This window comes from Coleofasciculus sp. D1-CHI-01, from assembly GCF_040218875.1.
Lineage (GTDB): Bacteria > Cyanobacteriota > Cyanobacteriia > Cyanobacteriales > Coleofasciculaceae > Coleofasciculus.
On sequence record NZ_JAVJQP010000163.1, the window covers coordinates 21,778 to 48,229 of the forward strand.

The 26,452-nt window shown below is 45.6% G+C and carries 22 protein-coding genes; 12 read left to right on the plus strand and 10 right to left on the minus strand.

Translation table 11 applies throughout. The annotated features are described in order from the left end of the window. The first annotated feature begins 126 nt into the window (after positions 1-126). The gene (locus tag RIB93_RS28455) at positions 127-885 is read left to right on the plus strand and encodes a hypothetical protein (protein ID WP_446378004.1); all 759 of its coding nucleotides are present in this window, start codon (positions 127-129) and stop codon (positions 883-885) included. Between the two features lie 140 nt (positions 886-1,025). Here RIB93_RS28455 and RIB93_RS28460 read toward each other — a convergent pair whose 3' ends face one another. Both RIB93_RS28460 and der read right to left on the minus strand, forming a co-directional pair. Next, positions 1,026-2,030: an energy-coupling factor transporter transmembrane component T family protein gene (locus tag RIB93_RS28460; protein ID WP_446378006.1), complete on the minus strand. Its 1,005-nt coding sequence runs from the start codon at positions 2,028-2,030 to the stop codon at positions 1,026-1,028. 198 nt (positions 2,031-2,228) lie between these two features. Then, complete coding sequence (der, locus tag RIB93_RS28465; protein ID WP_446378007.1) at positions 2,229-3,614, minus strand: ribosome biogenesis GTPase Der; 1,386 nt, start codon at positions 3,612-3,614, stop codon at positions 2,229-2,231. Positions 3,615-3,797: 183 nt separating this feature from the next. Between der and RIB93_RS28470 the strand changes: the two genes are divergently transcribed. Both RIB93_RS28470 and RIB93_RS28475 read left to right on the plus strand, forming a co-directional pair. Further along, positions 3,798-5,012, plus strand: coding sequence for an AAA family ATPase (locus tag RIB93_RS28470; RefSeq protein ID WP_446378008.1), 1,215 nt, complete (start codon positions 3,798-3,800; stop codon positions 5,010-5,012). 42 nt (positions 5,013-5,054) lie between these two features. Next, positions 5,055-5,303 (plus strand): DUF4276 family protein, encoded by a 249-nt coding sequence (locus RIB93_RS28475; RefSeq protein ID WP_446378010.1) that lies wholly within the window; start codon positions 5,055-5,057, stop codon positions 5,301-5,303. Positions 5,304-5,812: 509 nt separating this feature from the next. Here the strand turns inward: RIB93_RS28475 and RIB93_RS28480 are convergent. After that, on the minus strand, positions 5,813-6,022 hold the full coding sequence (locus RIB93_RS28480; protein WP_446378012.1) for a Nif11-like leader peptide family natural product precursor: 210 nt from the start codon (positions 6,020-6,022) through the stop codon (positions 5,813-5,815). Positions 6,023-6,196: 174 nt separating this feature from the next. Between RIB93_RS28480 and RIB93_RS28485 the strand changes: the two genes are divergently transcribed. Further along, the gene (locus tag RIB93_RS28485; protein WP_446378014.1) at positions 6,197-8,689 is read left to right on the plus strand and encodes a substrate-binding domain-containing protein; all 2,493 of its coding nucleotides are present in this window, start codon (positions 6,197-6,199) and stop codon (positions 8,687-8,689) included. 145 nt (positions 8,690-8,834) lie between these two features. Here RIB93_RS28485 and RIB93_RS28490 read toward each other — a convergent pair whose 3' ends face one another. The 6 genes from RIB93_RS28490 to RIB93_RS28515 form a co-directional block, all read right to left on the minus strand. Then, a complete protein-coding gene (locus RIB93_RS28490; protein ID WP_446378016.1) occupies positions 8,835-9,278 on the minus strand; it encodes a hypothetical protein in 444 nt (147 codons plus the stop codon). A 569-nt stretch (positions 9,279-9,847) separates the two neighbouring features. Then, the gene (locus RIB93_RS28495; RefSeq protein ID WP_446378018.1) at positions 9,848-11,083 is read right to left on the minus strand and encodes a glycosyltransferase family 4 protein; all 1,236 of its coding nucleotides are present in this window, start codon (positions 11,081-11,083) and stop codon (positions 9,848-9,850) included. 520 nt (positions 11,084-11,603) lie between these two features. Beyond that, positions 11,604-12,659, minus strand: coding sequence for an NAD-dependent epimerase/dehydratase family protein (locus RIB93_RS28500; RefSeq protein WP_446378020.1), 1,056 nt, complete (start codon positions 12,657-12,659; stop codon positions 11,604-11,606). Continuing rightward, positions 12,656-13,711 carry a Gfo/Idh/MocA family protein gene (locus tag RIB93_RS28505; protein ID WP_446378022.1) on the minus strand — a complete coding sequence of 352 codons (1,056 nt, stop codon included), beginning with the start codon at positions 13,709-13,711 and terminating at the stop codon, positions 12,656-12,658. Before RIB93_RS28505 ends, RIB93_RS28500 begins: the two co-directional genes overlap by 4 nt. A 102-nt stretch (positions 13,712-13,813) precedes the next feature. Continuing rightward, positions 13,814-14,560 carry an FkbM family methyltransferase gene (locus tag RIB93_RS28510; RefSeq protein WP_446378024.1) on the minus strand — a complete coding sequence of 249 codons (747 nt, stop codon included), beginning with the start codon at positions 14,558-14,560 and terminating at the stop codon, positions 13,814-13,816. Positions 14,561-14,581: 21 nt separating this feature from the next. Continuing rightward, a complete protein-coding gene (locus RIB93_RS28515; RefSeq protein ID WP_446378026.1) occupies positions 14,582-15,601 on the minus strand; it encodes a glycosyltransferase family 2 protein in 1,020 nt (339 codons plus the stop codon). 99 nt (positions 15,602-15,700) lie between these two features. Between RIB93_RS28515 and RIB93_RS28520 the strand changes: the two genes are divergently transcribed. After that, on the plus strand, positions 15,701-16,849 hold the full coding sequence (locus RIB93_RS28520) for a glycosyltransferase family 61 protein (RefSeq protein WP_446378028.1): 1,149 nt from the start codon (positions 15,701-15,703) through the stop codon (positions 16,847-16,849). Then, positions 16,842-17,759, plus strand: a complete 918-nt coding sequence (locus RIB93_RS28525) for a sulfotransferase domain-containing protein (protein WP_446378029.1) — start codon at positions 16,842-16,844, stop codon at positions 17,757-17,759. The genes RIB93_RS28520 and RIB93_RS28525 overlap by 8 nt, the downstream gene beginning before the upstream one ends. 31 nt (positions 17,760-17,790) lie before the next feature. Here the strand turns inward: RIB93_RS28525 and RIB93_RS28530 are convergent, their stop codons facing one another. Further along, a complete protein-coding gene (locus tag RIB93_RS28530; protein WP_446378031.1) occupies positions 17,791-18,795 on the minus strand; it encodes a sulfotransferase in 1,005 nt (334 codons plus the stop codon). A 274-nt stretch (positions 18,796-19,069) separates the two neighbouring features. On the opposite strand from RIB93_RS28530, the gene rfbC reads away from it, so the two are divergent. The 6 genes from rfbC to RIB93_RS28560 all read left to right on the plus strand — a co-directional run bounded on the left by rfbC (position 19,070) and on the right by RIB93_RS28560 (position 26,336). After that, positions 19,070-19,615: a dTDP-4-dehydrorhamnose 3,5-epimerase gene (gene rfbC / locus RIB93_RS28535; protein ID WP_446378033.1), complete on the plus strand. Its 546-nt coding sequence runs from the start codon at positions 19,070-19,072 to the stop codon at positions 19,613-19,615. Continuing rightward, complete coding sequence (gene rfbD / locus RIB93_RS28540; RefSeq protein ID WP_446378035.1) at positions 19,612-20,487, plus strand: dTDP-4-dehydrorhamnose reductase; 876 nt, start codon at positions 19,612-19,614, stop codon at positions 20,485-20,487. Before rfbC ends, rfbD begins: the two co-directional genes overlap by 4 nt. 231 nt (positions 20,488-20,718) lie before the next feature. Beyond that, on the plus strand, positions 20,719-21,708 hold the full coding sequence (locus RIB93_RS28545; RefSeq protein ID WP_446378037.1) for a sulfotransferase domain-containing protein: 990 nt from the start codon (positions 20,719-20,721) through the stop codon (positions 21,706-21,708). A gap of 147 nt (positions 21,709-21,855) precedes the next feature. Next, a complete protein-coding gene (locus RIB93_RS28550; protein WP_446378039.1) occupies positions 21,856-22,929 on the plus strand; it encodes a glucose-1-phosphate thymidylyltransferase in 1,074 nt (357 codons plus the stop codon). Between the two features lie 62 nt (positions 22,930-22,991). Beyond that, positions 22,992-24,152 carry a polysaccharide pyruvyl transferase family protein gene (locus RIB93_RS28555; RefSeq protein WP_446378041.1) on the plus strand — a complete coding sequence of 387 codons (1,161 nt, stop codon included), beginning with the start codon at positions 22,992-22,994 and terminating at the stop codon, positions 24,150-24,152. A gap of 378 nt (positions 24,153-24,530) precedes the next feature. Then, positions 24,531-26,336 carry an ABC transporter ATP-binding protein gene (locus tag RIB93_RS28560; RefSeq protein WP_446378043.1) on the plus strand — a complete coding sequence of 602 codons (1,806 nt, stop codon included), beginning with the start codon at positions 24,531-24,533 and terminating at the stop codon, positions 26,334-26,336. Positions 26,337-26,452 lie beyond the last annotated feature (116 nt).

Here is a 26,452-nt window from a genome sequence, read left to right on the forward strand (position 1 = left end):
ATTTGTTAGGGAACAGGGAACACCTCGGCTTCGCTCGGTGTGTAACAGGGAACAGGGAATTCAAACTGCATAAGCTGACACTACCGAGATATACGTTCCAGCGACGGCATAATTTGGATATTGACTATGACTTCCAGCTTCTACCCTAAACTGAATCGCCTGATTCTCAGCGGAACCACAACCATAATCCTAGCCACCACCTCCCTAACCAGTTTTTTTCTCACCGCCTCACGTCCCGCACAAGCTAACCCGGAAGTTGACCTTTACACCTTATGCACGAAATTCCCCTTAAATTCGCGCTGTGAAGGCTACGAACCCCCCGTATCGCTCAAACAGCGCTCTGGTCATGAGGGAATCTGCGCCTTAACCTCTGGTGAAACTGATCTATCCGGTAAATGCAAAATCTCCCTCACTGAGGGAATCATAACCGCTTATATTGAACAAGGCGATCGCCTCGCGGTTTTGGATGATGAAAGACCCACCCAGGAAATTACTGTTGCGGCAAGTAATGTTGATACCCTAACCTATCAAGAAGGCAAAAAAGCTAACGTGGGTCGGATTATTGGTAATACTTTGCTGTTCGGCGTTCTGGGTGCCGTTTTCACCAAACCGGATAAGATTGCCCAAATTGAGGTAGGTTTCACCGGAAACTCTGATCCCGCAACGACACAGGTTTTGACCTTAGTAACCGAACGGGAATTGGGACTGACGTTAAGAAGCAATTTGGAACGATTAACGGGAATTTTCGCGGAAATTCCTGCCGAAGAGGAACCGGAACCTCAAGAAACAACAGTAGAGAATCCTGAGACTTCTTCAACAGATTTAGATGAATTCTGTGAGTCTTATCCACACAATTCGCGTTGTCAGAATTCCACGGATGAATAGAGAAGCTAGCGACTCAAGAACCTATTTTTGATCGTAAGGAAGGGCGGGTTTTGTTGTTCCGTCATCAGTAATAAGCAGATTGAGTGCCTAAACCCGCCCCTACAACTATGTGATTTCAGTTATCATTCTGTTTACCTCCATCACCCCATTCCTCCCCAAATCAGCCGCGCTACCCAAAACGGCGCTAAAGTCGCGATCGCGATCCAGTCTCCCCAGTGTAAACGAAGTTGATGCCATTGGACTCGATGCTGGTTGGGACTGGTAAAGCCACGCACCGTCATGGCTTTAGCAATTTGATCGGCTCGCATAAGTAGGTTTTCTAATAACCGTTCAGTCACCATGATCCAAACTTGGGCGCTGCGGCGAACTCCTAGCTTTTTCCAGTTAATCGCCCGAGTCCGAATCGAACGGACTAAATTTTGCACTTCCTCCAAAACTAAGGGAATAAAACGCAAGGATAAGGTTAATGTCAGAGCAATTTCTGTAACTGGAATATTCAGACGCCGTAAGGGAAGCATTAGACTTTCTAACCCGGCGGTAATTTCTTCGGGAGCGGTGGTGAGCAAGTAAAGATTGGTACTATAAATTAGTGTAAAAATTACGGTACTGACCCGAACCGCTAGATCCAATGAGCGACGGGTAATTGTCACTGGACCGGCTTCCAAGAGAATATATCTGTAGTCCGTCGGTTGGGGTAAATTGGTCAAGATAACGGTTTCACTCGCAGACGTTTCTGGAACCGATTCACGTCCGATGCCAAAGGGATTATACCAGGGTCTAGGTTGAGGCGATTCCTGTGCTGAGGTTTCAGCAGACTCAACCATGAGAATGTCCGCTTCCGGAAGCCGAGACTGATGATCAACCGCCAATCCATCGGGTGCGATCGCGGTGAGAATAAATACAAATACCGCTAGCATCAGCAACCAACCCATTTGCTGACGCCAAACCCGTAACGGGATACGGGCTGACAGGGTGAACAAAATCAGTACCACAACAACTGCCACACGGCAATAGGGATTGGCTAATAACGGTACTGCCAAAAAGCTCATTAACCATATAAGTTTTACCCGAGAATCCAGGTAATGGAGCCAAGTTACAGGTTGTTCCAGGTATAGCCCTAACGGGAGCGATCGCAGTAAGTCCATGGTTTGTCATTTGTCATTTGTCATTCGTCATTCGTCATTCGTCATTCGTCATACTCGCTTTCATCGAGAAGCAAGCTACGTTAGGGAATGGGGAATAGGCAAAAATATGCCCTCGAAGGTTGTCAAGAATCAATGTATCCCATCTCACTATTGTTTTAACCATTGACCATTGACAAAGGACATAAGACAAAGGACAAATTAAACCCGAACGGCTCGATTAGCTCTGCTGCTTTCAACGTCGCGGACTTTCTTCCCACGCCATAATAGACGCAAGGGTGTCCCTGTAAAACCCAGTTGTTGGCGAAATTGACGCTCAATATAGCGGCGATAGTTTTCATTAAATCGTTTCGGATCATTGACAAACAGGGCAATCGTTGGGGGTTTAGTTTTCACCTGGGTGCCGTAGTAAATTTTGCCTTGGCGTCCTTGGCGGTTGGTGGGCGGGGAATGCCAGTTAATGGCTTCTTCAAGCACTTCATTAATCACAGACGTACTGACGCGGCGCTGGTGTTCTGCGGCAACAGTATCGACTAAATCGAGAATTTTGTCTACTCGTTTTCCGGTTAAGGCGCTGACAAAAATCATTGGTGCCCATTCAATAAAATAGAGGCGATTTTTCAGCAGTTTTTCGTATTCATAGATCGTATAAGTATCTTTCTCAATCGCATCCCATTTGTTTACCAAGATAACCGCCGCCCGTCCGTCTTCAGCAATGCGTCCAGCAAGTTTTTGGTCTTGTTCGGTAACACCATCTAGGGCATCAACCACGAACAGAACCACATCAGCACGGCGAATAGCTTTGAAGGCGCGATTAATGCCAAAAAATTCCGGTCCATATTCGACATTTTTCTTCCTGCGAATGCCTGCGGTATCAATAAGACGATAGAGTTGAGATTCAGTCTCGGTTTCTGGGTTTCCGGGGCGTTCGACAATCATATCAATGGCATCGCGGGTAGTACCAGAAACGGAACTGACGATCGCCCGTTTTTCTCCCGTCAGGGCATTTAATAGACTAGATTTACCCACATTCGGACGTCCGACAATCGCCACGTTGATTTCTGAGGTGTCGGGAAGCATTCCCACCGTGGGCAAATGAGTAATCAGTTGATCCAGGAGTTCGCCGGTTCCTGCACCGTGAATCCCAGAGACAGGAAAGGGTTCACCTAAACCGAGTTCCCAAAACTCAGCCGCTTGGATTAGTCCTTGTTGGGGGGATTCGCACTTGTTTACAGCCAGAACAACCGGGACAGGGTGCTGGCGTAGCCAATCTGCGATCGCATAATCGGCGGCGGTGGGACCCATTTGACCATCGACCACTAATATAGCGGCGCTGGCTTCGCTGAGGGCTGCCATTGCCTGTTCTCGAATCAGGGGCAGAAATTCGGTATCATCATCAAAAACCAACCCCCCGGTGTCTACAATCGAGTAATCCCGGTCTTGCCAGAACGCGGGTCGATAAGTGCGATCGCGGGTAACTCCCGGTTGATCATGGACAATCGCATCCATCACCCCGGCTAACCGATTGACAAGCGTTGATTTGCCCACATTCGGGCGTCCGATTACAGCAACTACTGGCAAACCCATCGTCATCCCCCTAACTTATAGGAAGCATTACGCTTCAGTCTTCCTATTGTAGCGACGTCAGAGGGAGTAGCTGATTCCTTTATCGGCTGGAATCTTCGGAAACGGCAATCATAGACAGCGTTTGACGAACTGAGGGGGAAAGAGGCGGTTGTACAATCTAGAAGACTACCCATCCAATCCACTATGCCCAAACCCGTTATTCCCCGCATCGAGCAACTGAGAGTCAAAAACTATCGTGCTTTACGCGATCTTGAACTGAAGAATATTACACCACTAACAGTCTTCTTGGGTCCCAATGGCAGTGGTAAATCCACCATTTTTGATATATTTGCGTTTCTCTCCGAATGCTTTCAATTGGGTCTACGTCGGGCTTGGGATCGGCGGGGACGGTTTCGAGAATTGCGAACTCGCGGGGCGGAGGGTCTCATATCCTTTGAGTTGAAATATCGGGAAAAACCACAAGCTCCAATTATCACCTACTACCTGGCAATTGACGAAGGTTCTCGTGGTCCTTATGTTGCCGAAGAATCTTTACAATGGCGACGAGGACAAAAAGGTGCGCCATTTCGGTTTTTGAACTTTAAGGAGGGGACAGGTGAAGTCATCAGCGGTGAAATGCCGGAAAAAGAAGACGAACGTATTTCTCAACAGCTAGACTCTCCTGATATTCTCGCCGTGAATACCCTGGGACAATTCGCCAGTAATCCTCGGGTGAGCGCTCTGCGTCGATTTATCAGCGGTTGGTATCTGTCTTATCTCACGGCTGATCATACCCGTAGCACACCCGAAGCGGGTACTCAAGAAAAGCTTTCTGAAACAGGTGATAACCTGCCTAATGTCATTCAATATCTAAAAGAACAGTATCCGGATCGACTCAATCAAATTCTGACAACCCTTACTCATCGGATTCCGCGCCTAGAAAGCATTGATGCAGAGATGATGCAGGATGGGCGATTACTCTTACAAGTCAAAGATGCCCCATTTCAAAGACCCATTTTGGCTAAATTTGCCTCAGATGGCACCCTGAAAATGTTTGCCTATTTGACTGTTCTCTATGATCCTGATCCACCTAAACTCATCGGTATCGAAGAACCAGAAAACCATCTCCACCCTCGTTTGCTACCTGAGCTAGCCGAAGAGTGCCGAACTGCATCTGGACAAAGCCAGTTAATGGTGACGACTCACTCACCTTACTTTGTCGATGCTCTGCGCCCAGAAGAACTTTGGGTACTCTATCGTGATCAAGAGGGCTTCACTCAGGCGAAGCGTGCTGCCGATATGCGCGGTATTCCTGAATTTATGGCTGAAGGTGCAACCCTGGGTAATCTCTGGATGGAGGAATACTTTGAATTTGGTGATCCACTTAAAAACCAGGGTGCGCCTAAAACTAAACGTTAGTAGTTATGCTCAACATGACGGTATTACACTTAGAAGTTTTAGTTGAATAATATTCCGCAGAAGTTGCTATTAAAAACCTTTACAAAGAGAAAACGTTATCGTTACCCTGATGCAATTAAAGGAGGAACCTGGGAAGCTTTGGAAGCCTTACTAAAAGAGAAGGGATACCATCAATGCGGCTTGAATAAGGTTGAAGCAGCGCAAACAATTTCTGAGTATATGCAACCTCAGAATAATCAATCGCCGAGTTTCCAGTGCTTTAACGCTGGGATACAAGCTTTTTTCAGATGATATAGCATTAGACACATCGATTAGGACGCATCATTTATAGCACTTTCCCAGCGTGTGAGGTACACCTAAATATAGGGGCAATGTAGGGGCGCAAAGCTTGCGCCCTTAACGATGTATCGCATCAAACCGGAAATTGCTATAAGCTAAAAAAGGGAATAGGGAATAAGGAATAAGGAATAAGGAATAAGGAATAAGGAATAAGGAATAAGGAATAAGGAATAAGGAATAAGGAACAGGTAAAAGCAGTCCCTCGAACTCTGTCCTCGAACGAAGTGAATGAGAAGTCAAAGGTCAATGTATTTAATAAGTAGTCGGGCAAAAGAAAACGGTACTGTATTAAGTTTTATAAATCGCCCTCAAGCCCTTACTGTTCCCTGTTCCCTGTGACACACCGAGCGTGTTACCGAGCGGAGTCGAGGTAAGTCGAGGTGTTCCCTGTTCCCTAATCTCAACCGTTAACTTTAATTATGTCCACCCACTTATCATTTTTACGAATTACGAATAAACCCTTATAATCCCGGAATTTCTGACAACTTACCCTCAACTTCTTCAACCGAAAAGCCCGTCATTTCTTGCCACTCTTCCACAGTAAAGTCATACCCCCGCTCTTTCGCCATTTCGATAAAGGCGTCTACGTTGGGGGCAGCACTAAGTTCCTCTCTTAAACCCGGGTTCGCTTTAGCATCTCGAAACAGCTTCGCCACTTGCTCCTTCGCCATTCCTGGTAACTCCTAATTTGACCAAATAATGCTACACTAGCAGACTTTCGACTCTAGGCAAAGCAAATTTTGTTAAATTTCTCAACGCTTTGGGAAACCACCGCTTAGACTGACACCATGCTTATGGCAGGATAGCAATACACAGCTTAACAAGGCTTGGCAGGAGCAGCAGTTATGGTTAAGGGTAACCCAAAAGGATTTCTGGGACGTTTATTTCAACAATTTCGCAGCGTTGAAGGAAGTCGGATTTTCCATCGCTTCAAGACGATCCCAGGTCGCTTTCGAGCCATCCTACTGCGGTTCGTCCCAGCGCGGTTACTTTGGTTATTTCCATTCCTACAAGATGAACTGAAACAGCGTGCGCCGAGTTTGGATGAACTCAAAGATCGCATGGCGGGTAAAACGAAACCCGGTGAAGGATTAGAAGCCGAAGCCGAAGGTGGCGTGGTGACAGAAGTCGTCGTTCCGCCAGGGGTAAAATCCCTCTATCCGGAGTATCGCTGTGTTCGGGGAAATCCTCTTTACTGTGAATGGGTGCAACAAACCCTGCTCGAACAACCCGGTGCCAACTATTGTACTCAATGTGGATTTCCGACACTGTTACCGCCAGAAACAAAAATTCGCGGGCGTCGGGGAACCTATCAAATTGAAGGCTTCCTCAAAAATCGGGGTCGAGGTCGTCTTTATCAAGCCCTGCAACTCCCCACTCGCCAACCCGTAGTGATTCGGGAATACCTCCTGCCCGATCGCTATTTTAATTTCCAAGAAAGTCAGTTACGCAAAGAAGCCTTTGTCAATCTTGCTGGTGTCACCTTGGCTGATGGGCGGGTGCAAGACTTTCGCCTCGTCTCTCCGTGGGACGCGATCGCAGATCCCCGTTTTGAACGCTGCTATTTAGTTAGCCAGGGGATCTTAGATACCTATCCTAGTCTAGCCAGTTACGTGGCAGAAACTGGGGCGATGACCAGTTATCAGGTGCGACAAATCCTGGAACAGGTGCTGCAAAGTTTGGAATTTCTCCATGGACAAAAATTTCGTCTCCCTTCGGGTTTAGTCCAAGAGGGACTCACCGATGGCAATATCAGTTTAGATAGTTTACTGATTGTTCCCAGTTTCCAAGGCTTTTTTATCTACCTGTGTGACCTTCTCTTGTGGGAAGGACGATTTGATCCGCCCTTACTCGAACGTCCTTTAATTTCTGCAAAGAAGGATTTACAAGACTTGGGGTATGTGGCATTTTATCTTTTAAGCGGCGGTACTCATGATCCGGTTACGCTTCAACCCTTTAATCCCCGGATTACCAAGCATTGGCCCCTAATTAAACCCGTGTTTAAAGACTATATTTTATCCCTCATTGGCATTGGTACCTCATCCTTTGAAACCGCAGAAATTGCCCGACGCGCCCTATTACAATTGCCCCCCGAACTGCAAATTATTCCCCCTTTCTCTCAACCGGAAGTAGAAGCCGAGGCGAAGAAAAAGAAACGGCGGTGGTGGCGTCCCCGGTTATTATGGCTACTTTTGCTACTGATTTTATTTGGAGTATTACTCTGGTGGCTATTCGGCAGAAATCAACCTCAAACCGCAATGGACACTGAACCATTTCCCTGCTGTATTGAACAGGTATCCGGGATTCCGACGGGAACATTTACCTATACAGCAGAAGCATACGGAGCGTGGGATTATATCCTAGAGCAACCCAATTTAATTGCCAAGGATACCACCTTGGCGGGTGAATTGTACCAGCGTCAACCGAAATTAGAGTTAAACTATCAACCTGTACCCTCTTGGACAGACGCGATCGTCCAGGTTCGGGAGGAGGAGGCGGAGTTTGCGATCGCGACTCCCCTGAATCGCCTAGGATTTGCCTTAGACGCAGAAGAAGTGGCGCATGATGGCTTAGTTGTCTTTGTCGCCTTCAGTTATGCCCAACGGGAAAACAGCTTACCCGCCGCCTTAAATGGGCAAATTAGCTTTGAGCAATTACGCTTACTCTACACCGGAGAAATTACCAATTGGCAAGAATTAGAAGGACCTGATCTCCCGGTTCAACTCTATGTTCCTCCCAGTGATCAAGCCATTGACCTGTTTAAACAGCGGGTTCTGCGAGAGGATACGAATACAAGTAATATTGCCGAATTTGAAGCACTTCTGCAACAAAGTAACCAACCGAGTCGTTCATTTGCCAATTTAGGTCGTCCGCCGATTATCCGCACCCAAACCTTTGAGACACTGCGACAAGTCATTCGGGATTTTGAGGGGCGAAACATTGGCGCGATCGGATTTGATTCTTTGAGTAAAGTCTTAGGACAATGTTCAGTCTATCCCCTAGCCATCGTGGACGGAGAAAATGATGCGATTTCACCATTGGTTCAAGATAACCGACAACCGATTACTCCGAACATAGATTTATGTAATGCTAAAGGGAGTTATGGTGCCAATGTGGAGGCATTTATTAGCCAAACCTATCCCTTAGCTTATCCCCTAGTCGTTATTTATCCGAGAGATAATAGCCGCCCCCCCATTGGCACAAAGTTTGCTGAAATTCTCAGAACTGAACAGGGGCAATGTTTATTGTCTAAAACCGGATTAGTCCCACTGCGACCCTATCTGGATTCTACATTCTGTACTCAGGAATTAGAAAGCGCTGAACCTGATAACGGATGAATAAGTTGGGCAAAATTTACCTAATCTTAATCGCTCTTGGTCTGAAATCACCACTTGATGAGGTATAGCCTTAAGCAAGATCCCCGACTTCTCCAAGAAGTCGGGGATCTGTCTGTGTACCTCACTTACTTGAAAGCTATCTGAATCAAACAGGGATTTTGGAAGCAAATTCTTCTAGGGTTGCCCATTCATTATCCATCTCGCTAGAGGATGTTAAGGAAATGAATAACCCTTCTATCTCCTTCCAGGCAGACTCCTGGAATTGAGGAACATTATCGGGTATGTTGATAGTCTCTTGATCCTTATAAAACGGGAATTGGCTGAAGTGAGTGCTATCGTATAACCGATACTCTAGGTTATTTACCGCCGCCTGTTTTTTCTCTAAGGTTACTAGACTGTGGTTTATTGTCTCCACTGTTTCTTGCTGTCCATCACGTTGGGTTCTAGCTATTTCGGCAATTGTTTGGTAACCTTGTAAGCCCTCACGAGAATAAAATGTAAACCCTACAGTTTCGGGATTTTTCTCCTGTTGAATCATCTCGTTAAAATTGGCTCGAATGACCTGGCGAATTTTATGGAAGAATTCCATTTCTCAACTCCCTTGCTATGAGTGGCACTGTTTTTAGGTGCTAATCGTTTACATTTCTTTACCTATTATGCTAAATCTACCTAGAAATAATTTTGTACTCACAAACTCTTCACAAAAGCATCATCTCGTCAGAAAAAATTGACTAAAGGGCGACCCGATAAAATTGAGAGGATGGGTGTTGTTGATTTATGCAGCGGGTCGCCCCTACAATAGGTTATATTATTTCGGGTTAAATCTTGTTAATAAAAATGATTTAAACCTTTATTTTTATAGGTTTGTGATTCTAGGCAAGCTTCAGAAGCTGATGTGATTTTATTTGTCATCAATCATTGGTAGGGGCGGGTTTAGGGACAATTGTAGGGGCGGGTTTAGGGACAATTGTAGGGGCGGGTTTAGGGACAATTGTAGGGGCGGGTTTAGGAACTAAATTCAGATATTCACCACTCACGGAACAACAAAACCCGCCCTCCCCATCAATAAACGAACAACAAAACCCGCCCTCCCCATCAATAAACGAACCACAAAACCCGCCCTTCCCATCAATAATCTATCACCCACCAGCTCAACCTTCAAAAACCCTCTGGACGAATAGACTCTATCTTACCATCGAGCGCAGCAGCCATCACCCGATAGAAACGGGCGACTTCATGATTTAGGTTAAATTCTTTTTCGATCTTTTCTCTACCTGCGGTGCCGAATTGGCTGCGTAGCTGAGGCTCAGTTAATAGTGTTTTAATTCGGTCAGCTAAGGTGGTAGAATCTCCTGCGGGTACAATATAACCACTCACTCCATTCTCCACCAACTCACTCACCCCCGCAATTTGGGTGGTGACGACAGGAACACCCGCCGCCATAGCTTCCATCAGGGAAACGGGGACACCTTCGGCGAAGCTGGGAAGGACGAATACGTCTGTTTCCTGCATATATTCCCTGACTTCAGCTTGAGACTTATAGCCCACAAATTTTACATTATCATTCAATTCTAGCCGTGCTGTCATCTGTTCCAATTCCGCCCGGTCTTCACCATCACCGACAACGGTTAAGATAATCTCAGGGTGGGAAGATTTTAACATCGCCAGACTTTCGAGTAAGACCGGTAATCCCTTAGCGGCGGCGAGTCGCCCCACATACAACAGTTGTTTACCGGGTTGGTTATGGGAAACTAGGTTAAATAAAGCGGGATCAACCCCACAGTGGACAATGTGCAGGCGATTCCAGGTGTCGGTAGGGGCAAACAGCATCCCTTGACTGCGACAGAAATGACTGATACAGATCACAAAGAGCGATCGCTTAATTTTCTCATCAATCCGCCAACGGTAGGGTTCAAAAAAGATGTAGGGACCATGCATCGTGAAGCTGAACGTAAAGCCCCCGAGTTCAGCCGCTAGCATGGCGACGGTACAGCTTGAATCCCCTAGGTGGTTGTGCAAGTGTTGAATTTGTTGGGTCCCAATCTGTTGCGCCAGCAGACCAGCTTCGGCAAAGTAGAATAATTGGTAGAGTGTGCCGCGTAAACCCGGTTGGTTGGTTAACCATGCCAGTTTTAATGCCTTGAGATAACGTAGTGGTGAACTGAACAGAAGTAGGATATGGGCGACTAGGAGCGCGATCGGGTTTGGGGGTAAGATGTAGAAGGTTTGGTCACGCTCAGTCTTTTGTTCTGTACCGACTATCTGTTCATCGCCGGGACGACGAATCGAGAAGGTGGATACGTCTACACCTTTCTCTCGCAAGCCAGCGATTTCTCGTTGGATAAATGTATCCGTCGCCCTAGGATAAATCCCGGTTAAATAGGCAATTCGCATGGATTCATGTATGTATGAAGGAGGGGTTTGGCTAGCTTATGCTCTCAAACAGACACCTGTAGGGGCGCACTGACGTGCCATTGGTGTTAACTTAAGGTAGAAAACCAGTGCTGGCAAGGTTTTAAGTTGTGTCTATCTACTTCTCGACATTTCCCCCTCATCCCCTAACCCCAACTCCCACCCCCCTGGTTCCCCCCTACCCCCCTCGTTCCCCCCTACAAGAGGGGGGATGACAGAGGATACTTCGTTTTTGTGGCACGGGGGATGACAGAGGATGCTTCGCTTTTGTTGCATGGGAGAAGGAGAACCGGATTCTTTTGCTCCCCTCTTGCTCCCCTCTCCCAAGCTTGGGAGAGGGGCTGGGGGTGTGGGGGTAAATCGAAAGCCAGATATTCATGTAGGGTGGGCAAGACTTATAACCTGTTAAACCCTAATATTATCATTCGTTGCTCTTGCCCACCACAGGGTAACTTGGGATTGATTACCTGTGTGGAAGAAGGGCTAAAGCCCTTACTACGAACTACGAACTACGAACTACGGGCGTGGGTGATGCTGGAGTTTGATGGGGTACATCTAGTAACTCCACATCACTGCAACTACGCTCAATCGCGGTTTCTAGGGAGTATTTGGGTGTCCAGTGCAAGATTTCCTTCGCCCGTTTGTTACTATATCGTAATGGCTTAAACCGAGCGTGTAATTTGGCGGGTACTAGAATACCAGGGAGTCTGGCTTGACCTTGGAAAAAGAACTGGTTGACAAACCACGCTAGATTAGCAATCAGCCGCATCACTGTCCAGTTCACCGGAATCGTGCGTGGGGGTGAATCCATGCGCTTGATTAGTTCATGGGCGTAGGTACGCTGTCTAGGGAGATTGTCGTCCACAATATTGATGGTTTGACCGATCGCCTCCTCGTATTCAGTCGCTGCCACAATAGCATCAGCACAGTTTTCCACATACGTCAAGGGCATTTTCGCATACGCCCCAATCCGCAGCCATAAATTCTCACCCATTTGACCGCCCAGACTAGCATTCCAGAGACAATCTCGTCCATACACCATACCGGGACGGATAATGGTGACTTGTCCATCCTGCTGCTGTGCAAAATCGCGGAACAGTTGTTCCTGAATTAGCTTAGTTTGGGCATATTCATCCCGTTGTAACGGATTGGGTTCAATCGGGGAATCCTCATCCAGTAGGCTTCCGGAACGCCGATGCAGGTAGTCATACACTGAGAACGTACTAATCCCAATCAGTCGCCGCACATTTGTCTGTGTCATCGCCTCCAGCAGGTTTTCCGTGGCGATAACGGTACCCGCAAACTGGGTGTAGAAATCCCCTTCCTTGACAGCCGCCAGATGAATCACCGCGTCCACATCTTGGAGTGCATCGGCAATTCCCCGCCGTTGACGCAAATCGATGCGGGCTAACTCTACCTCTGGATGATTGTGCCACGGTAGACGGGTTTCGTCACTAGCAGGGCGGACGACTGCCCGCACTTGATGCCCTTGGCGCAGGGCTGCAGCCACAATATATTTTCCCAGAAAACCGGATGCACCTGTGATCAATAACTTCATCGGCGATTTTCCTCCGCAAGCAAGGCTTCAACTAGACGGCTTGTCCGTTCCATGTCCTCGAAACTGATGGGTAAAGGCTTCCCCTCAATTAACGCCTGATAGGTTTGGTCAAGTAGCCGCTGTAACCCTTCGTAGGGCGTTTTCTGGAGAATCTTGCGGCGAAAATTGATCAAACTAGCGCTCATGAGTTCCCATCCATTGACAAACTGGTTAATCAGGGGGGTGAGTTGTTTTCCACCGGAGCGAGGTACGACACAGCGCAGGTACGGTTGAAACAGATCAGTTTCAGCATAACCTTTCGAGCCACGTACTGTAACCATGAAACAGTCGGGTTGGGTGTAGCAACTAAATCGCAGCCGCCCATGCACCGAACCGCCAATGATAGTGGCGTCAAAATCGTCGTATTTAAACAAGCTATCACCGCCATGATTACTCCAAGCGGCGCTAATTCGGTCACAATCGGGTAGGAAACGCAGGGCGAGGTAGGAGAGGTGGGTGATGAAATCATGAATTACGCCAGCGGGAAGTTTGTGAACGGGATGGGGGAGATTGGCGTCGCCGTAGGGACTATCGCTGCGGATATCCAGGGACATACGGACTTCTACTTCTTGTACCTCACCCAGGGTTCCCGCTGCAACCAGTTGTTCAATGGCGAGGATGGGTTCATTGAAGCGATAGTTTTGGTCTTCAATTAGGTGGCGTTCACAGGTTTGGGAAATTGACCACAGTTCTTTGAATTCCGCATACGTTGGCGTAATTGGCTTTTCACAGATGACATGGACACCTGCTTCCAAGCAATCGGTAGCAATAGATTTATGGGTTTGAGGCGGGGTAAGAATATGAACCACATCCGGCTTGGCGTTCTCCAGCATCTGGCGATAATCTAAATAAGCCGAGTCAGCACCAAACCGTTGACAGGCATAGTTAGCAGCTGCAGGGGAAAGGTCACAGACGCCCACTAGATGCGCCCGTTCTGATTTCTGGAGAAAATTTAAATGTTCCTTCGAGATTCCCCCTGTGCCAATTACTGCCGCTTTCAGCGCTGTCGCCATTAACACTCTACTCCTTTGGTTAGCGAGGTTTTGTTGAATCTGGAGTCCAGGGTGGCAGAAACAACCCGCCAGTCAACACCTTATTGTACAGGTGGACAACGGTCACCGCCACGTTCTCAGAGCGCGTATCCGTTGTACCCACTGTCGCATAGTCACCCCAAGTCTTGTCCTCAATGGTAAGTGATAGTCTAAGCTGGAATGAACCCAGTAATCATCTGCTCCTGTTACCTTAACCAGCTTGTACCCCTGGGATAGCAGAAGCTGACGCAGTTTCTGCAAATGCTTTGAACCCTTCTCAATGGTCATACACCCGAACTTGTATTTATCAAAAGGGAAATTCCGTAACGCCCGATATTCCGCCCCCTCAATATCCATACTCAGGTAGTCAATGAACTGGGGCGCGTTATATTTTTGGAGTAAGTCTGAGAGTGGGATGGCTTTGACAGTAATCTCTTGACATCGCACCTGATCCCCGTAATAAAGGCGGCGATGGGACTGATTCATTTCCTCAACCACACCGCTAGTGCCAGGTATATCCAGATTCAAGTTAAATTGTAGTTCAGTTGGCTCATCCCAGAGAGCAACTGGCGCAACATAGCAGCAGCGGTTTTGCTGGACTTTTTTATATCGGTTAGGGTTGGGTTCGATGCAGATACCTTTCCAGCCCAGCTGTGTCTCTAAGGCGTAGCTATTGGAATACTTTATCCCATCGGGTCCAGCACCTGCATCGATGAAAAATCCGTCGCGTTTCCCCGGAAATACCTCACCGATGACCCACTGATCCTGCTGGTGTTGGGGATGAGAATAAAATTGGAAATCCTTAGATGGTGTTTCTCCTGCATTTGCCATTCTCCCCGACTCCTTACCCAATTAAGGTTCGATTCCTTCAATGATTGGCGTTTTATACTCAATCAGCGTTGCTGGTTTACCTCGCCAGCGGGTTAACCAATAGTTTATCTGTCCAATTATCTGGGGGAACTTGTAGAGGACACAGAACAGGGCGTACAATCGAGCATGGGCGGGTGGATCACCATAGTTTCGGCGATATTGATAGATTCGCCACATTAAGACGGGATAACCGAGAAATAGCAGGAGACTTAGCCCGGATGTGAACCAGGCAAGTCCCAGAGCAACTAAGGGGAGAAATAGTCCCCATATCCAACCACTGAGACTTTCTCGAATCATATACCGTTCTGGGGGTTTGCCGTGCATCGCCGCACCTTCTGCCATTGCCCAGCCGCCCCGGATAGAGCGCTTCCACCATTGACTAAACTTGAGCATTGCCGCATCATGATAGGTCATATCGGCATCAATGCGGGTAATTTTCCAGCCCCGTTGACGCAGGCGGATACACATTTCCGGTTCTTCCCCACCGATGAGGGTTTCGTTGTAGCCATTTACTTCTCGAATGGCATCAACGCGGATTAAGGCATCCCCACCACAGGCTTTAGCTTCACCTACAGGGGTGTTCCATTCCATGTCAGCGAGGCGGTTATAGATGGAGGCATCCGGGAAGCGTTCCCGCCGTCGTCCACAGGCGATCGCTAATTTATCATCATTATCCAGGGTTTCGATGGCTTGTTCAATCCAGCCTGGGATGAGTTCGCAATCGCCGTCAATAAACTGGACGTATTTGATATCGGGGAAGTGTTCGATTAGGTATCTGAATCCGGTGTTACGTCCCCGCGCCATAGTAAAAGGACGAGACATATCCAGGTTGATCACCTGGACACCCAGGGATTCCGCCGCTTCCGCGCTGCCATCCGTGGAACCGGAGTCTACGTATATAATGGGTGTATCTTGGGGAAAGAGTGCGATCGCGGACTTGAGACAGCGAATTAGTCGTTCCCCTTCATTTCTGCCAATGGTGACTACCCCAATGCAGCTCATTGATTTGATAGTATAGTAGAGTCATCTTCTCACACTATACCTTAGAGAGTCGCCTATCTAACCGTTACGCCTGAATTCTTACCCCAAGGCAAATTCAATATGAATAAACTTGCTCTATTGGCTAAGGATAAATTTATCTCCAGAAAAAGTTACAAATCTATTTCCAAATTTATTAAAGACTCTAAAATTTTTGAAAAAAGTCCATTCACGAGAGTCTGTAGTGCTTGGTCAATTCCTAATTCTGAAGACTTTCAGACAAACATAGTTTATAATTTTCAACATCCGGAATTTAAAAAACCGCTTTTTTACAACAAAGATGCCCAAGGAGAATTCTTAAAAGAGTCTCCCTCCTCTAAAACTTCTTATCCTGCCGGAATCCTATCAGCGTCTGATATTTATGTATCCTTTCCCTATCCTGTACATCGATGGAAAGGAAAAGTTTTTGTAGAAGCTTTAAGAGGGTCTTCAAAATTTGTCAGTGAACCCCGATATCTGATCGCTTTAGAAACCATTCCTTTTGCTAAGAAGACCAAGATGCCAGAAGGTGTTCTGTTGGCGATGCCGTCTCTAAACAACTATTATCACTGGCTTGTGGAGATATTGCCAAGACTCCGAATGGTTGAAGAAAACGAGCGCTTAAGGGATTTACCCTTAATTATGCCAAAAAATAAACTGGCTAAGTATGTTTATGATAGTCTAAAAATTACAGGATACTTAGATAAGGTACAATTTTTAGAGGATGGCGTATATCAGTTTGAGAAACTACATATACCTACGTTGTTTTCTCCTCCCTGTAGCCCTTCGCCTCTAGCCATTGAATGGCTAAGAAGCCATGTTTTAACAGAAACGATTACTAAAGGAAAGCGACGCATCTATGTGTCTCGTCGGGATTCGGCAGAGCGATATGTCTCCAATGAGGTAGAGGTTGAAGAACTTCTTTCTGAGTTTGGTTTTGAAACAATTTGTCCTGGCAATTATTCCTTAGAGGAGCAAGTGAAAATTTTTCAAGAAGCTGAGATGATTATAGGCAGTCACGGTGCGGCTTTTGCTAATCTAGTATTTACACCGTCTGAATCCGTCTTTATTGAGTTGTTTAGGAAAAGTCGTGGGAATCCCGTATATCGGAAACTCTCTGCCATCAGGAATTTGAAGTACGGTGTATTTGTGTGTCAAGAGGATAATGCTGGTCAATATGTTAATATTAATAAACTGAGAGAGCTAGTAGAAAAAGCAATCAAATATGTCTAATACACGAATTTTGATCCATATTGGTTATCCCAAATGTGCCTCATCCTGGCTACAGCAGGTTATGTTTGCTGATAAACAAACAGGTTTTTTGGCTTATTGGGGTGCTAAATCTAAGATAGCTAAGAAGCAATTTGTGAAACCGATCGATTCGTCTTTTGATGCTGATACATTACGCAGAACATTTAAATCAGGTTTGCAGGAAGCTACTCAGCAAAATCTGATCCCCGTATTATCTCACGAGCATTTAAGCGGTGATTTAATGCGTAAAAGCTGGAAAAAAGAGGTTGCAGATAGAATTCATAAGACCTTTCCTGAAGCGCGAATTCTGGTAATAATACGGGAACAGAAATCAATTTTGCTTTCGGCGTATGGACAGTGTATTAAGTTTGGTATGACTCCAACCATAGAGGAATTTTTCGGTACTATCCCAACGGATAAAAAACAAGCAAATGATTCACATCCAATTTTTAAATTAGACTTTGTAAAATACGATTCATTGATTGAACATTATCAAAACGTTTTCGGTCAAGAAAATGTTTTGGTTATGCCTTTTGAATTATTAAAGAAAGATTCACAAAGTTTCGCTCAAAATATCTTAAAATTTAGCGGATCAATAGGAAATTTACCTGGAAAACAAGTTATTAAAAATCCGGCTTATCGAGGGGGCAAGTTAGTGGTGAAACGGCAATTAAATTTCTTGTTTCCGCTGTATAATAGAATGGGGATGCACATTACGGGTAAATTATCAGCAGCAGCCGATAAGCTGATGCCAGCTAGCATTCATGAGCGGATAGAAAATCAGTGGAAGCAATTCATCGATCAGCGTGTTGGAGATTCTTTTCGTCAAAGTAATCAACGAACAAGTAGTTTGATCGGAATAAACTTAGCTGATTTCGGTTATGAGTGCTAATTTGTGATTTACCGTATCTCTGTTTACGCCGCTATAGCGCTATTGTAGTATCTGCATATTTTAAAGAGGTTATCTGGTTGTAATGGGCTTCTATAAAAGCCTTGAGCGACTTTTGCTCCTGTTCAGTTAAAATGTCCCGCCAGCGCTGATGTCGGGATTGTCTAAGTCTTATGGGCAAGGAATACTCTACATCCGGTAAATGCAGCGCCTGGTGGAGTTGAGAGAAAACTACGTCAGGATTCTGGGCAAACTCCCGATTTCGTACCGGAAAAACGGCATTGAACTCAGAAGCTTGTTCATCAATGGTTTGGTAGACTCGCAACCAATAATCCGCTAATACAGAAACATCTCCACCCGGAAAAGTCCGCTCTGGCTCAATTGGGGTAGAAGAGTTAGGTCGAATACAACTCCAACAGTGTTGGGGATCTTCAGGAAGATAGTGCTTCAAACCACCGATAACTTTTTCCAATTTAGCCCACGTTTCCTTGAGGCTAGCGACACTACTGACAATATCGCGGCTAGAAACAACGAGATGGGCATCTGGAAAAATGCCATTCACAAACGGCAGTTTATTCCATAAATGGGGACTTTTGTTTAAAAAGCGCGTATTTTTGCTCCCGCCTTCCTCTATCATAATTCGGGCAAAGCCCTCTCTGACGCTTTGACAAATCTCTTCAGTCACATCCTCTGCAAAAAGGGGAGGACAATGTTCTTTTTTAGTTGAGGGTGCAGCCAGATCAATATTAGCTAACTGACACCACTCCGGTGATAGCTCAAAATTAGCATAACTGGGATGACAGATATTGGGATGTTGTCCCATACATTCCCCCAACAGGGTAGTTCCTCCTTTGGCAGTTCCGACGATAAAAATTGGCTCGACTATGGGAGGAAGTTCTCGAAAGTTCAGCGAAAATCGTCTCAGTGTAATGAAAGGTTCTGCTGTCAACTTTCTGAATTGCTTGTATTGCCTTCTGTATTTAGTTCTGTATTCACGCGGAACAGCTTCTTTCAGATAGACCCACAATGATTCTTTCATCGCTTTTTCCGATTTTTACTGAACGAGAATGAGAGCAAACGTCTACCCGTTCTTGGCTTCTAAGTAATTGTAATCTATACCTTGTATATTATTTATGATTTTCAACAAATCTTAAAATAAAGTTTTAGAGAAAAAGGATTGTCTGTTACTTGTACCCTGGGGATGCCAGAGGGATTAAAGAAGGATAAACTAGATAATGACAGACTTTCATCCTCCTGAAGTTGGATTAAGCTGAAATTTAATTGATTGGTTAACTTGTCTACAATAGGTATAAATGAACATTATCCCTAGTAAAATTCCAGACGTCTTAATTATTGAACCTCGCGTCTTTGAGGATGACCGTGGTTTTTTCTTGGAAAGCTACAACCAGAAAGCGTTTACGGAGAAAGCCAATATAGGCGCAGCCTTTGTCCAAGATAATCATTCCCGTTCAGTCCAAAACGTTCTCCGGGGGCTACACTATCAAATCCAGCAACCCCAAGGGAAGTTAGTTCGAGCTATCGTCGGTACAGTATTGGATGTGGCGGTAGACATTCGCCAAAGTTCTCCCACGTTTGGACAATGGGTTAGCTTTCTGCTGAGTGCGGAAAATAAGCGACAGATTTGGATTCCAGCGGGTTTTGCCCATGGTTTCTTAGTTGTTTCTGAGGTAGCTGAGGTACTGTATAAGACGACTGACTATTACGCTCCCCAACACGAAAGAACATTACTCTGGAATGACCCAGACTTGGGAATTGATTGGAATTTGACCACAGATCCTATCTTATCGGCAAAAGACCAAGCTGGGCAACCCTTGAAAACAGCGGAAGTTTATCCATGACGCGAATATTACTCACAGGTATAGCTGGACAACTGGGGAGTGAACTACAACACACCCTGGTTCCCCTAGGAGAGGTGATGGGGGTTGACCGCCACAAGTTGGATTTAACTCAACCCGATAAAATTCGCCAGGTTATTGGTGAAGTTCAACCCAATCTGATTGTTAACGCCGCCGCTTATACCGCCGTAGATAAAGCCGAAACTGAAACTGAACTGGCAAATGCGATCAATGGTACAGCGCCCACGATTATGGCAGAAGCCGCCCAAGAGTTAGGGGCAACCTTAATTCACGTTTCCACTGATTATATCTTTGATGGGCGCAAAAATACACCCTATACTGAAGACGATACACCTGATCCGATTAATGCCTATGGTCAATCAAAGTTATGGGGAGAAGAGGGGGTGCTAAAAAACTGCGATCGCGCCCTGATTCTCAGAACCGCTTGGGTTTATGGGGCGCAAGGGAAAGGCAATTTTGTCAAAACCATGCTGAGACTGGGGGCGGAACGTGAGGAACTGCGAGTAGTTGTGGATCAAGTGGGAACGCCGACTTGGACATGGGACTTGGCAAGTGCGATCGCGCAATTCGTTCAACATCCTATAGACTCTGGCATTTACCACTTTACCAATAGCGGTGCGATCAGTTGGTATGATTTTGCTGTGGCTATATTTGAGGAAGCCCAGCAGATGGGTTTCCCGTTACAGGTTAAGCAGGTTGTGCCAATTACCACGGCTGAATATCCGACACCAGCACCACGTCCAGCTTATTCCGTTCTCTCTACTCAGAAGATATCAGCCATTTTAGGATATCATCCTCCCCATTGGCGTACAGGGTTGCGGCAGATGCTTAAACAACTTTCCGAAAATAAATGATCTATATCTATCCGGAGGGCGAGTCGATAAAAGTAATAGGCTGTTCTCTTAACGCTAGTTCAGCGACCATCCGTGTCAACTTAAACTCAACCCCTCACCCCCAGCCCCTCTCCCACGCCGGGGAGAGGGGAGCAAGACAATCCGGTTCCCCTTCTTCCGTGCAACAAAAGCGAAGCATCCTCATAGTAGTGGAAAGAATCCCTACACACACTCAAAACTCAAAACAATCTAGTGACTCAGACGGGTTCTCCATTTAACTATATTTTAATTACAGGTCCAGGTCGCTCAGGGACGACATGGCTGGGTCAGATAATGAATACCTACGAACACTGTAGTTATAAATACGAACCCTTTATGCGATCGCGCCTTTACAAAGATTGGAAAAAGGAGTTGCGATCGGGGGATGGGGGGCAATTGTGCCGCCGCTTTGAATGGCTCTGTTGTCAGTGTTACCATGAGGTCGATTTACCCCCATTTCCAACCAAGAGTTTCCGTTGGCAAAATCCCCACCTACTGTACTTACTTTATCGTTTAGGTAACCGAATCAAGGGTTGGAAATCTTTATACGAGTGGTATGGACAAACTAAACTCACGCCACAGCATCCAATTCTGATTAAAGATGTAAATTTCCCTAACTCCCTCTTACCTCGCTTGGGTGAAGTCCTGCAACCTAAGCTGATTGCCATGATTCGCAACCCCTACGGTCGAATTGCTTCGATCATCAAGGGGCGAGACCTCAATTTTATCAACAAACTATCTGCTTTAGAGCAAGTCGAGCGTATACGTCGGTCAATGGACGCAGTTGGGGGCAATTTCCTAGCTGAGTTTCGCGATCGCTTGGAGGAAATGTCCCCTGTTCAACTAGAAGCTGTGATCTGGCGTCTCCAAGTCGAACCTTTAGTTGAGTATACTCGTTCTTATGACCAGGGATTAGTGGTGGTCTATGAAGATTTATGTCATGATCCCCATGGCAAAATTACTGAAATTTTTGACTTCGTGGGTTGGGACGTGGGTCAAACCACTCGCGATTTTATCCATGAATCAACGTCCGGCGAACGTCAATATGCGACTCAATCTAAAACGTACTTCAGTATCTATCGCGATCCCCATACCAGTATGTCTAAGTGGAAAACCCAGCTAACGGCGGAACAACAAGCAGATATTGCCGTGGTGATAAGGGATTCACCTCTGAAAGACCTCTGGTCTGACCTTCCCCTTTAAGTTTATGTAAAGTCCATAGGCAGTATGGGGCGAATAGTTTATCTTAGACACTGAGGATATAATCTTAGATGGTGTGCCGCGCTCGTAGTGGGTACTTTAGTGCCTCTCCATCAACACCAGCCACTCCAGCCAATCTCAGCAAATCCAATGAAAGCACTGATTCTTTCCGGCGGAAAAGGAACGCGACTACGCCCCCTAACGTATACCGGGGCAAAGCAACTCGTACCCGTTGCCAATAAACCAATTTTATGGTATGGGATTGAAGCTATCGTCGCCGCTGGAATTACTGATATCGGAATTATTATCAGTCCAGAAACCGGAGAAGAAGTTAAAACCAAAACTGGCACGGGCGATCGCTTTGGGGCTAAGATTACTTATATCCGGCAAGATCAACCAGCCGGATTAGCCCATGCGGTCAAAATTGCTCAGCCGTTTCTGGGGGATTCACCTTTTTTAATGTATCTGGGTGATAACCTGGTGCAAAGTGACTTGAGCTTATTTATCCAACGCTTTCAAGAAAGGAATCTAGATGCCTTAACCCTTCTGTGTACCGTCCCTAACCCAACCGCCTTTGGCGTGGCTAAGGTGGATGAGGAAGGGCGAGTCTTGCAGTTGGTGGAAAAGCCCAAGGTGCCACCCTCGAATCTGGCACTGGTGGGGATTTATCTATTTTCTAACACAGTTCACCACGCGATCGCGAATATCCAACCCTCGGCTAGAGGGGAACTGGAAATTACCGATGCGATTCAATATCTGATTGACCAGCCGAAAAAGGTGGAGTCCTTTCAGTTACAGGGCTGGTGGCTGGATACAGGGAAAAAAGATGACCTGTTGGAAGCCAATCGGGTGATTTTGGATACCCTGTTAGAAACCGCTGTCCAGGGTGAGGTCGATGAAACTAGCCAAGTGATTGGGCGGGTCAAGATTGGTCAGGGTTCCCAGGTGGTCAACTGTACGATTCGTGGACCCGTGACGATTGGCAGTGATTGTCATCTGGAAAATTGTTTTATTGGTCCTTATAGTAGTGTAGCTGACCAGGTTACTCTGGTTGATACCGACTTAGAGCATAGTGTGATTTTACAGGGGGCGAAGGTGATTGGCGTGCAGCAGCGAATAGTAGATAGTGTGATTGGACAACGGGCAAAGTTAAGTGTAGCGCCACGGCGTCCCAAGGCGTTGCGGTTTATGATTGGCGATGATTCGCAAATTGAATTGGTTTGACGCCATCGTATAGGGTGAACTCAATTAGCACCTTGAGTATGCCGTAGTGGCATAAATATAAAATGATGACTACGACTATTCCGGACAAGATCAAAAAATATCTCCACGAATCTTTAGGTCATATAGGCGCTATTCAAGATTGTGCATTACTCGACTATCCTAATCACAAGAACATTGGGGATCATTTGATTTGGTTAGGCAATATATTTTATTTGACGGATGTATTAAAAACAAATATTAACTATATTGCCAGTGCCGGAGATTTTTCCGACGATATCATGGGGAAACAGGTGGAAAAATCTCCTATTCTGCTTCATGGTGGCGGGAACTTGGGGGATATTTGGGCTAGTGCTCAACGGTTTCGTGAATATATTATTTCACGATATCAAGACCGCAGAATCATTATTTTACCTCAAAGTATTTATTTTAGAAGCCAAGCTAAATTAGAGCAATCTGCCAAAGTTTTTAATTCCCATCCCAACTTAACTTTATTCACTCGTGACAATTACAGTTATGAACTAGCGACAAAACATTTCTGGAATTGCCAAATATTTAAAGCCCCTGACACAGCTTTTCAGATGGTGGGGATGCCCGGTCTTTCAAGTCAATCGGGTGCGAGTAATTCTATTTTATTTTTGTCGAGAACAGATAAGGAATCGAATCAACTGATTTCTCCAAAGGCTTTAACCATTCCTAATTTGGTCATCGAAGACTGGGTAGCCTATCACCGTCAATGGTCTCATGAGGTCGAAATAAAAGCACGACTGAAGAAAAAATTCAACTGGGTTTTAGGTCAACCTGAATCAAGGGTAGTCGCAGGTTTATCACAATTTCATCGAGAAGTATGGCAACGGGGAGTATTGACGCCTAGAGAGTGGTGGCATCGACAGCAATGGCAATTGTCCCATGACTATAACACTAAGTTTGATCACCTCTACGATCCCGCTAAGCATCGGTTGTCTTTGAGTTTTATGTATAGTGGCATGTATCAGCTTAAGCAGTATCGTCTGGTCATTACTAATCGTCTGCACGGTCATATTCTTTGTATTCTTTTGGGAATCCCTCATATCTTCTTGCCCAACTCTTACTATAAAAATGAAGGGTTCTATGAAACCTGGACTTATGAGGTTCCCTTTTGCCGATTTGTCAAAGATGTAACACACATAAAAGGGGCTTTAGAGGAACTGGATTCTCTGGGAAAAAATACAGCGCTTTTCAAGTAAGTGAGGTACACAGACAGATCCCCGACAACTCCTACGAAGTCGGGGATCTTGCTTAGACTGTACGACCACCCTGTAGTCCTCCTATCCGCCTCATTCCCCCCTAGCCCCCCTTGTAGATCCCCCTCTTCCCTTCAAAAGGGAGAAGCCAGAGGGCGAGGGAACTCGACACACTGAAACTAAATGCCAAATTTGGCGAAAGGGTTTCAGTTTAGTGGTTTGCCGTGTAAAATTGAACTATATATAGCTAAAAGAAGATTTGGCGTAAGCATTTTGGCTCAGATTGTGCCATTCCCTAGGGTTTTGCTGGAAGGCAGTTGTCATGAGAAAAAGCTAGCGGTTCAGGTGAATAGACTCTAAGACTCAAAACTATTGATCCAAATGATTGAATATCTTTCCAAAGTTTTATACGTTCTCACGGGCAGCCGGAAAAGTCTGATCTTCCTCTTATTGGTATTTATCTTTACCTCAATTCTTGAAGCCTTTGGTATTGGCTTAGTCGGACCCTTCATCAGCCTAGCCTCCAACCCAGAATCGATTCAAACTATTACTGTACTTGACTGGGCTTATCGAAAGTCAGGATTTGAATCACCTCAGCAATTTATTCCCATTGTCGGATTTGTCATTGTTATAACTTTTTGTCTGCAAGCCCTGTTATATTTTTCAGCTCAAACCTATGTTTATCGATACACCTATCAGCAAAAAAGTCTGCTGATCGCCCGATTACTTAAAGCCTATTTAGCAGCACCCTATACATTTTACTTAAAACAAAATACAGCTAACATTATCAAGAATATACTGAGTGAAACAAACACGTTTACTACAGGCTGTTTATTAGCCTTGCTTTTGTTTACAACAAATGGTATTGTAATCGGGGCTTTAATGGGGTTAATGGCTTATAGTAATGCTTTACTCCTGGTGATGATTTTGGTCATTTTAGTCCCGACATTTTTAGTCTTCAATAAATTTGGATATAAATTTAAGCGGTGGGGAAAAATTCAATCCAAAACTCAGAAGGAAATGATTCGCACGATCAATCACGGTATTGGCGGATTAAAAGAAACCCGGGTGATTGGCTGTGAATCGTATTTCGAGAATAAAATGGACGCGCAAGTTCAGAAATATTGTAGGGCAGCTACTTTGTCCCAAGCGTCTAATCTATTGCCTAACATTTTTATTAAAACCAGTTTAATTGTATTTGTCGTTCTTTTTGTCTCTCTGTTTCAAATTTTATTTAATGAGAGTGGGGAAGATTTAACCGCCGTAATGGGGGTATTTGCCGTCGCTTCAGTACGCTTAATTCCGGCATCGAGTCAGTTCATTCAGTCAATGGCGAAACTGCGAACTTCCAGCTATGCGCTGGATATGCTCTACTTGGATCTTAAGGAAATCGAGAAGCGAGAAGTCCAAAATCGTTTAGAGAGTTTAAACGATTCAACCGCGAAAGAGTCAGTTAAACGAGGAAATCAAGACGGGAAGCTTTTGAGTTTCGCGAATCAAATTGAACTGATAGATGTAACCTATCGTTATCCGGGGGCTTCAGACCTCTCGCTTGACCAGATTTCTTTTAAGATTAAGAAAGGGGAATCGATTGCCTTAATTGGTAAATCAGGAGCGGGAAAGACGACGTTAGTGGATGTGATATTAGGACTCTTGGAGCTAGAGAGTGGAGATATTAAAGTCGATGGTGTATCGATCTATGATAATCTGCGCTCTTGGCAAAATCTGGTCGGGTATATTCCCCAGTCTATTTTTCTGACTGATGATACAATCGAACGGAATATTGCTTTTGGTGTTCCTGATGATCAGATTGATCAGGAACGATTGTACAAGGCGATCGCAGCAGCGCAGCTTGAGGAATTGGTTGAGCAATTACCGGATGGGATAAAGACAGGGGTTGGTGAACGAGGAGTGCGTTTATCGGGGGGACAACGCCAACGGATTGGGATTGCTAGGGCGATTTATCATGAACGGGAGATTTTGGTACTGGACGAAGCGACGGCGGCATTGGATAATGAAACAGAGAGTCGCGTGACTGAGGCGATTAATGCGCTGGCGGGGACGAAAACCCTGATTGTGATTGCTCATCGTCTGTCTACAGTGGAGAACTGCGATCGGGTTTATATGTTGGACAAGGGAAGGGTGGTTAAGTCGGGGAGTTATCAGGAAGTGGTTTTGGAAACATAAATAAGTGGTGGTATGACAAATTATGTTCAAGAAGTAAAGTTTCGCCTAATTGTACATAATTCTGTTCTTAGTTAAGTGAATTGTTACTTGCTAAAGTTAGTTATTACACATAATCT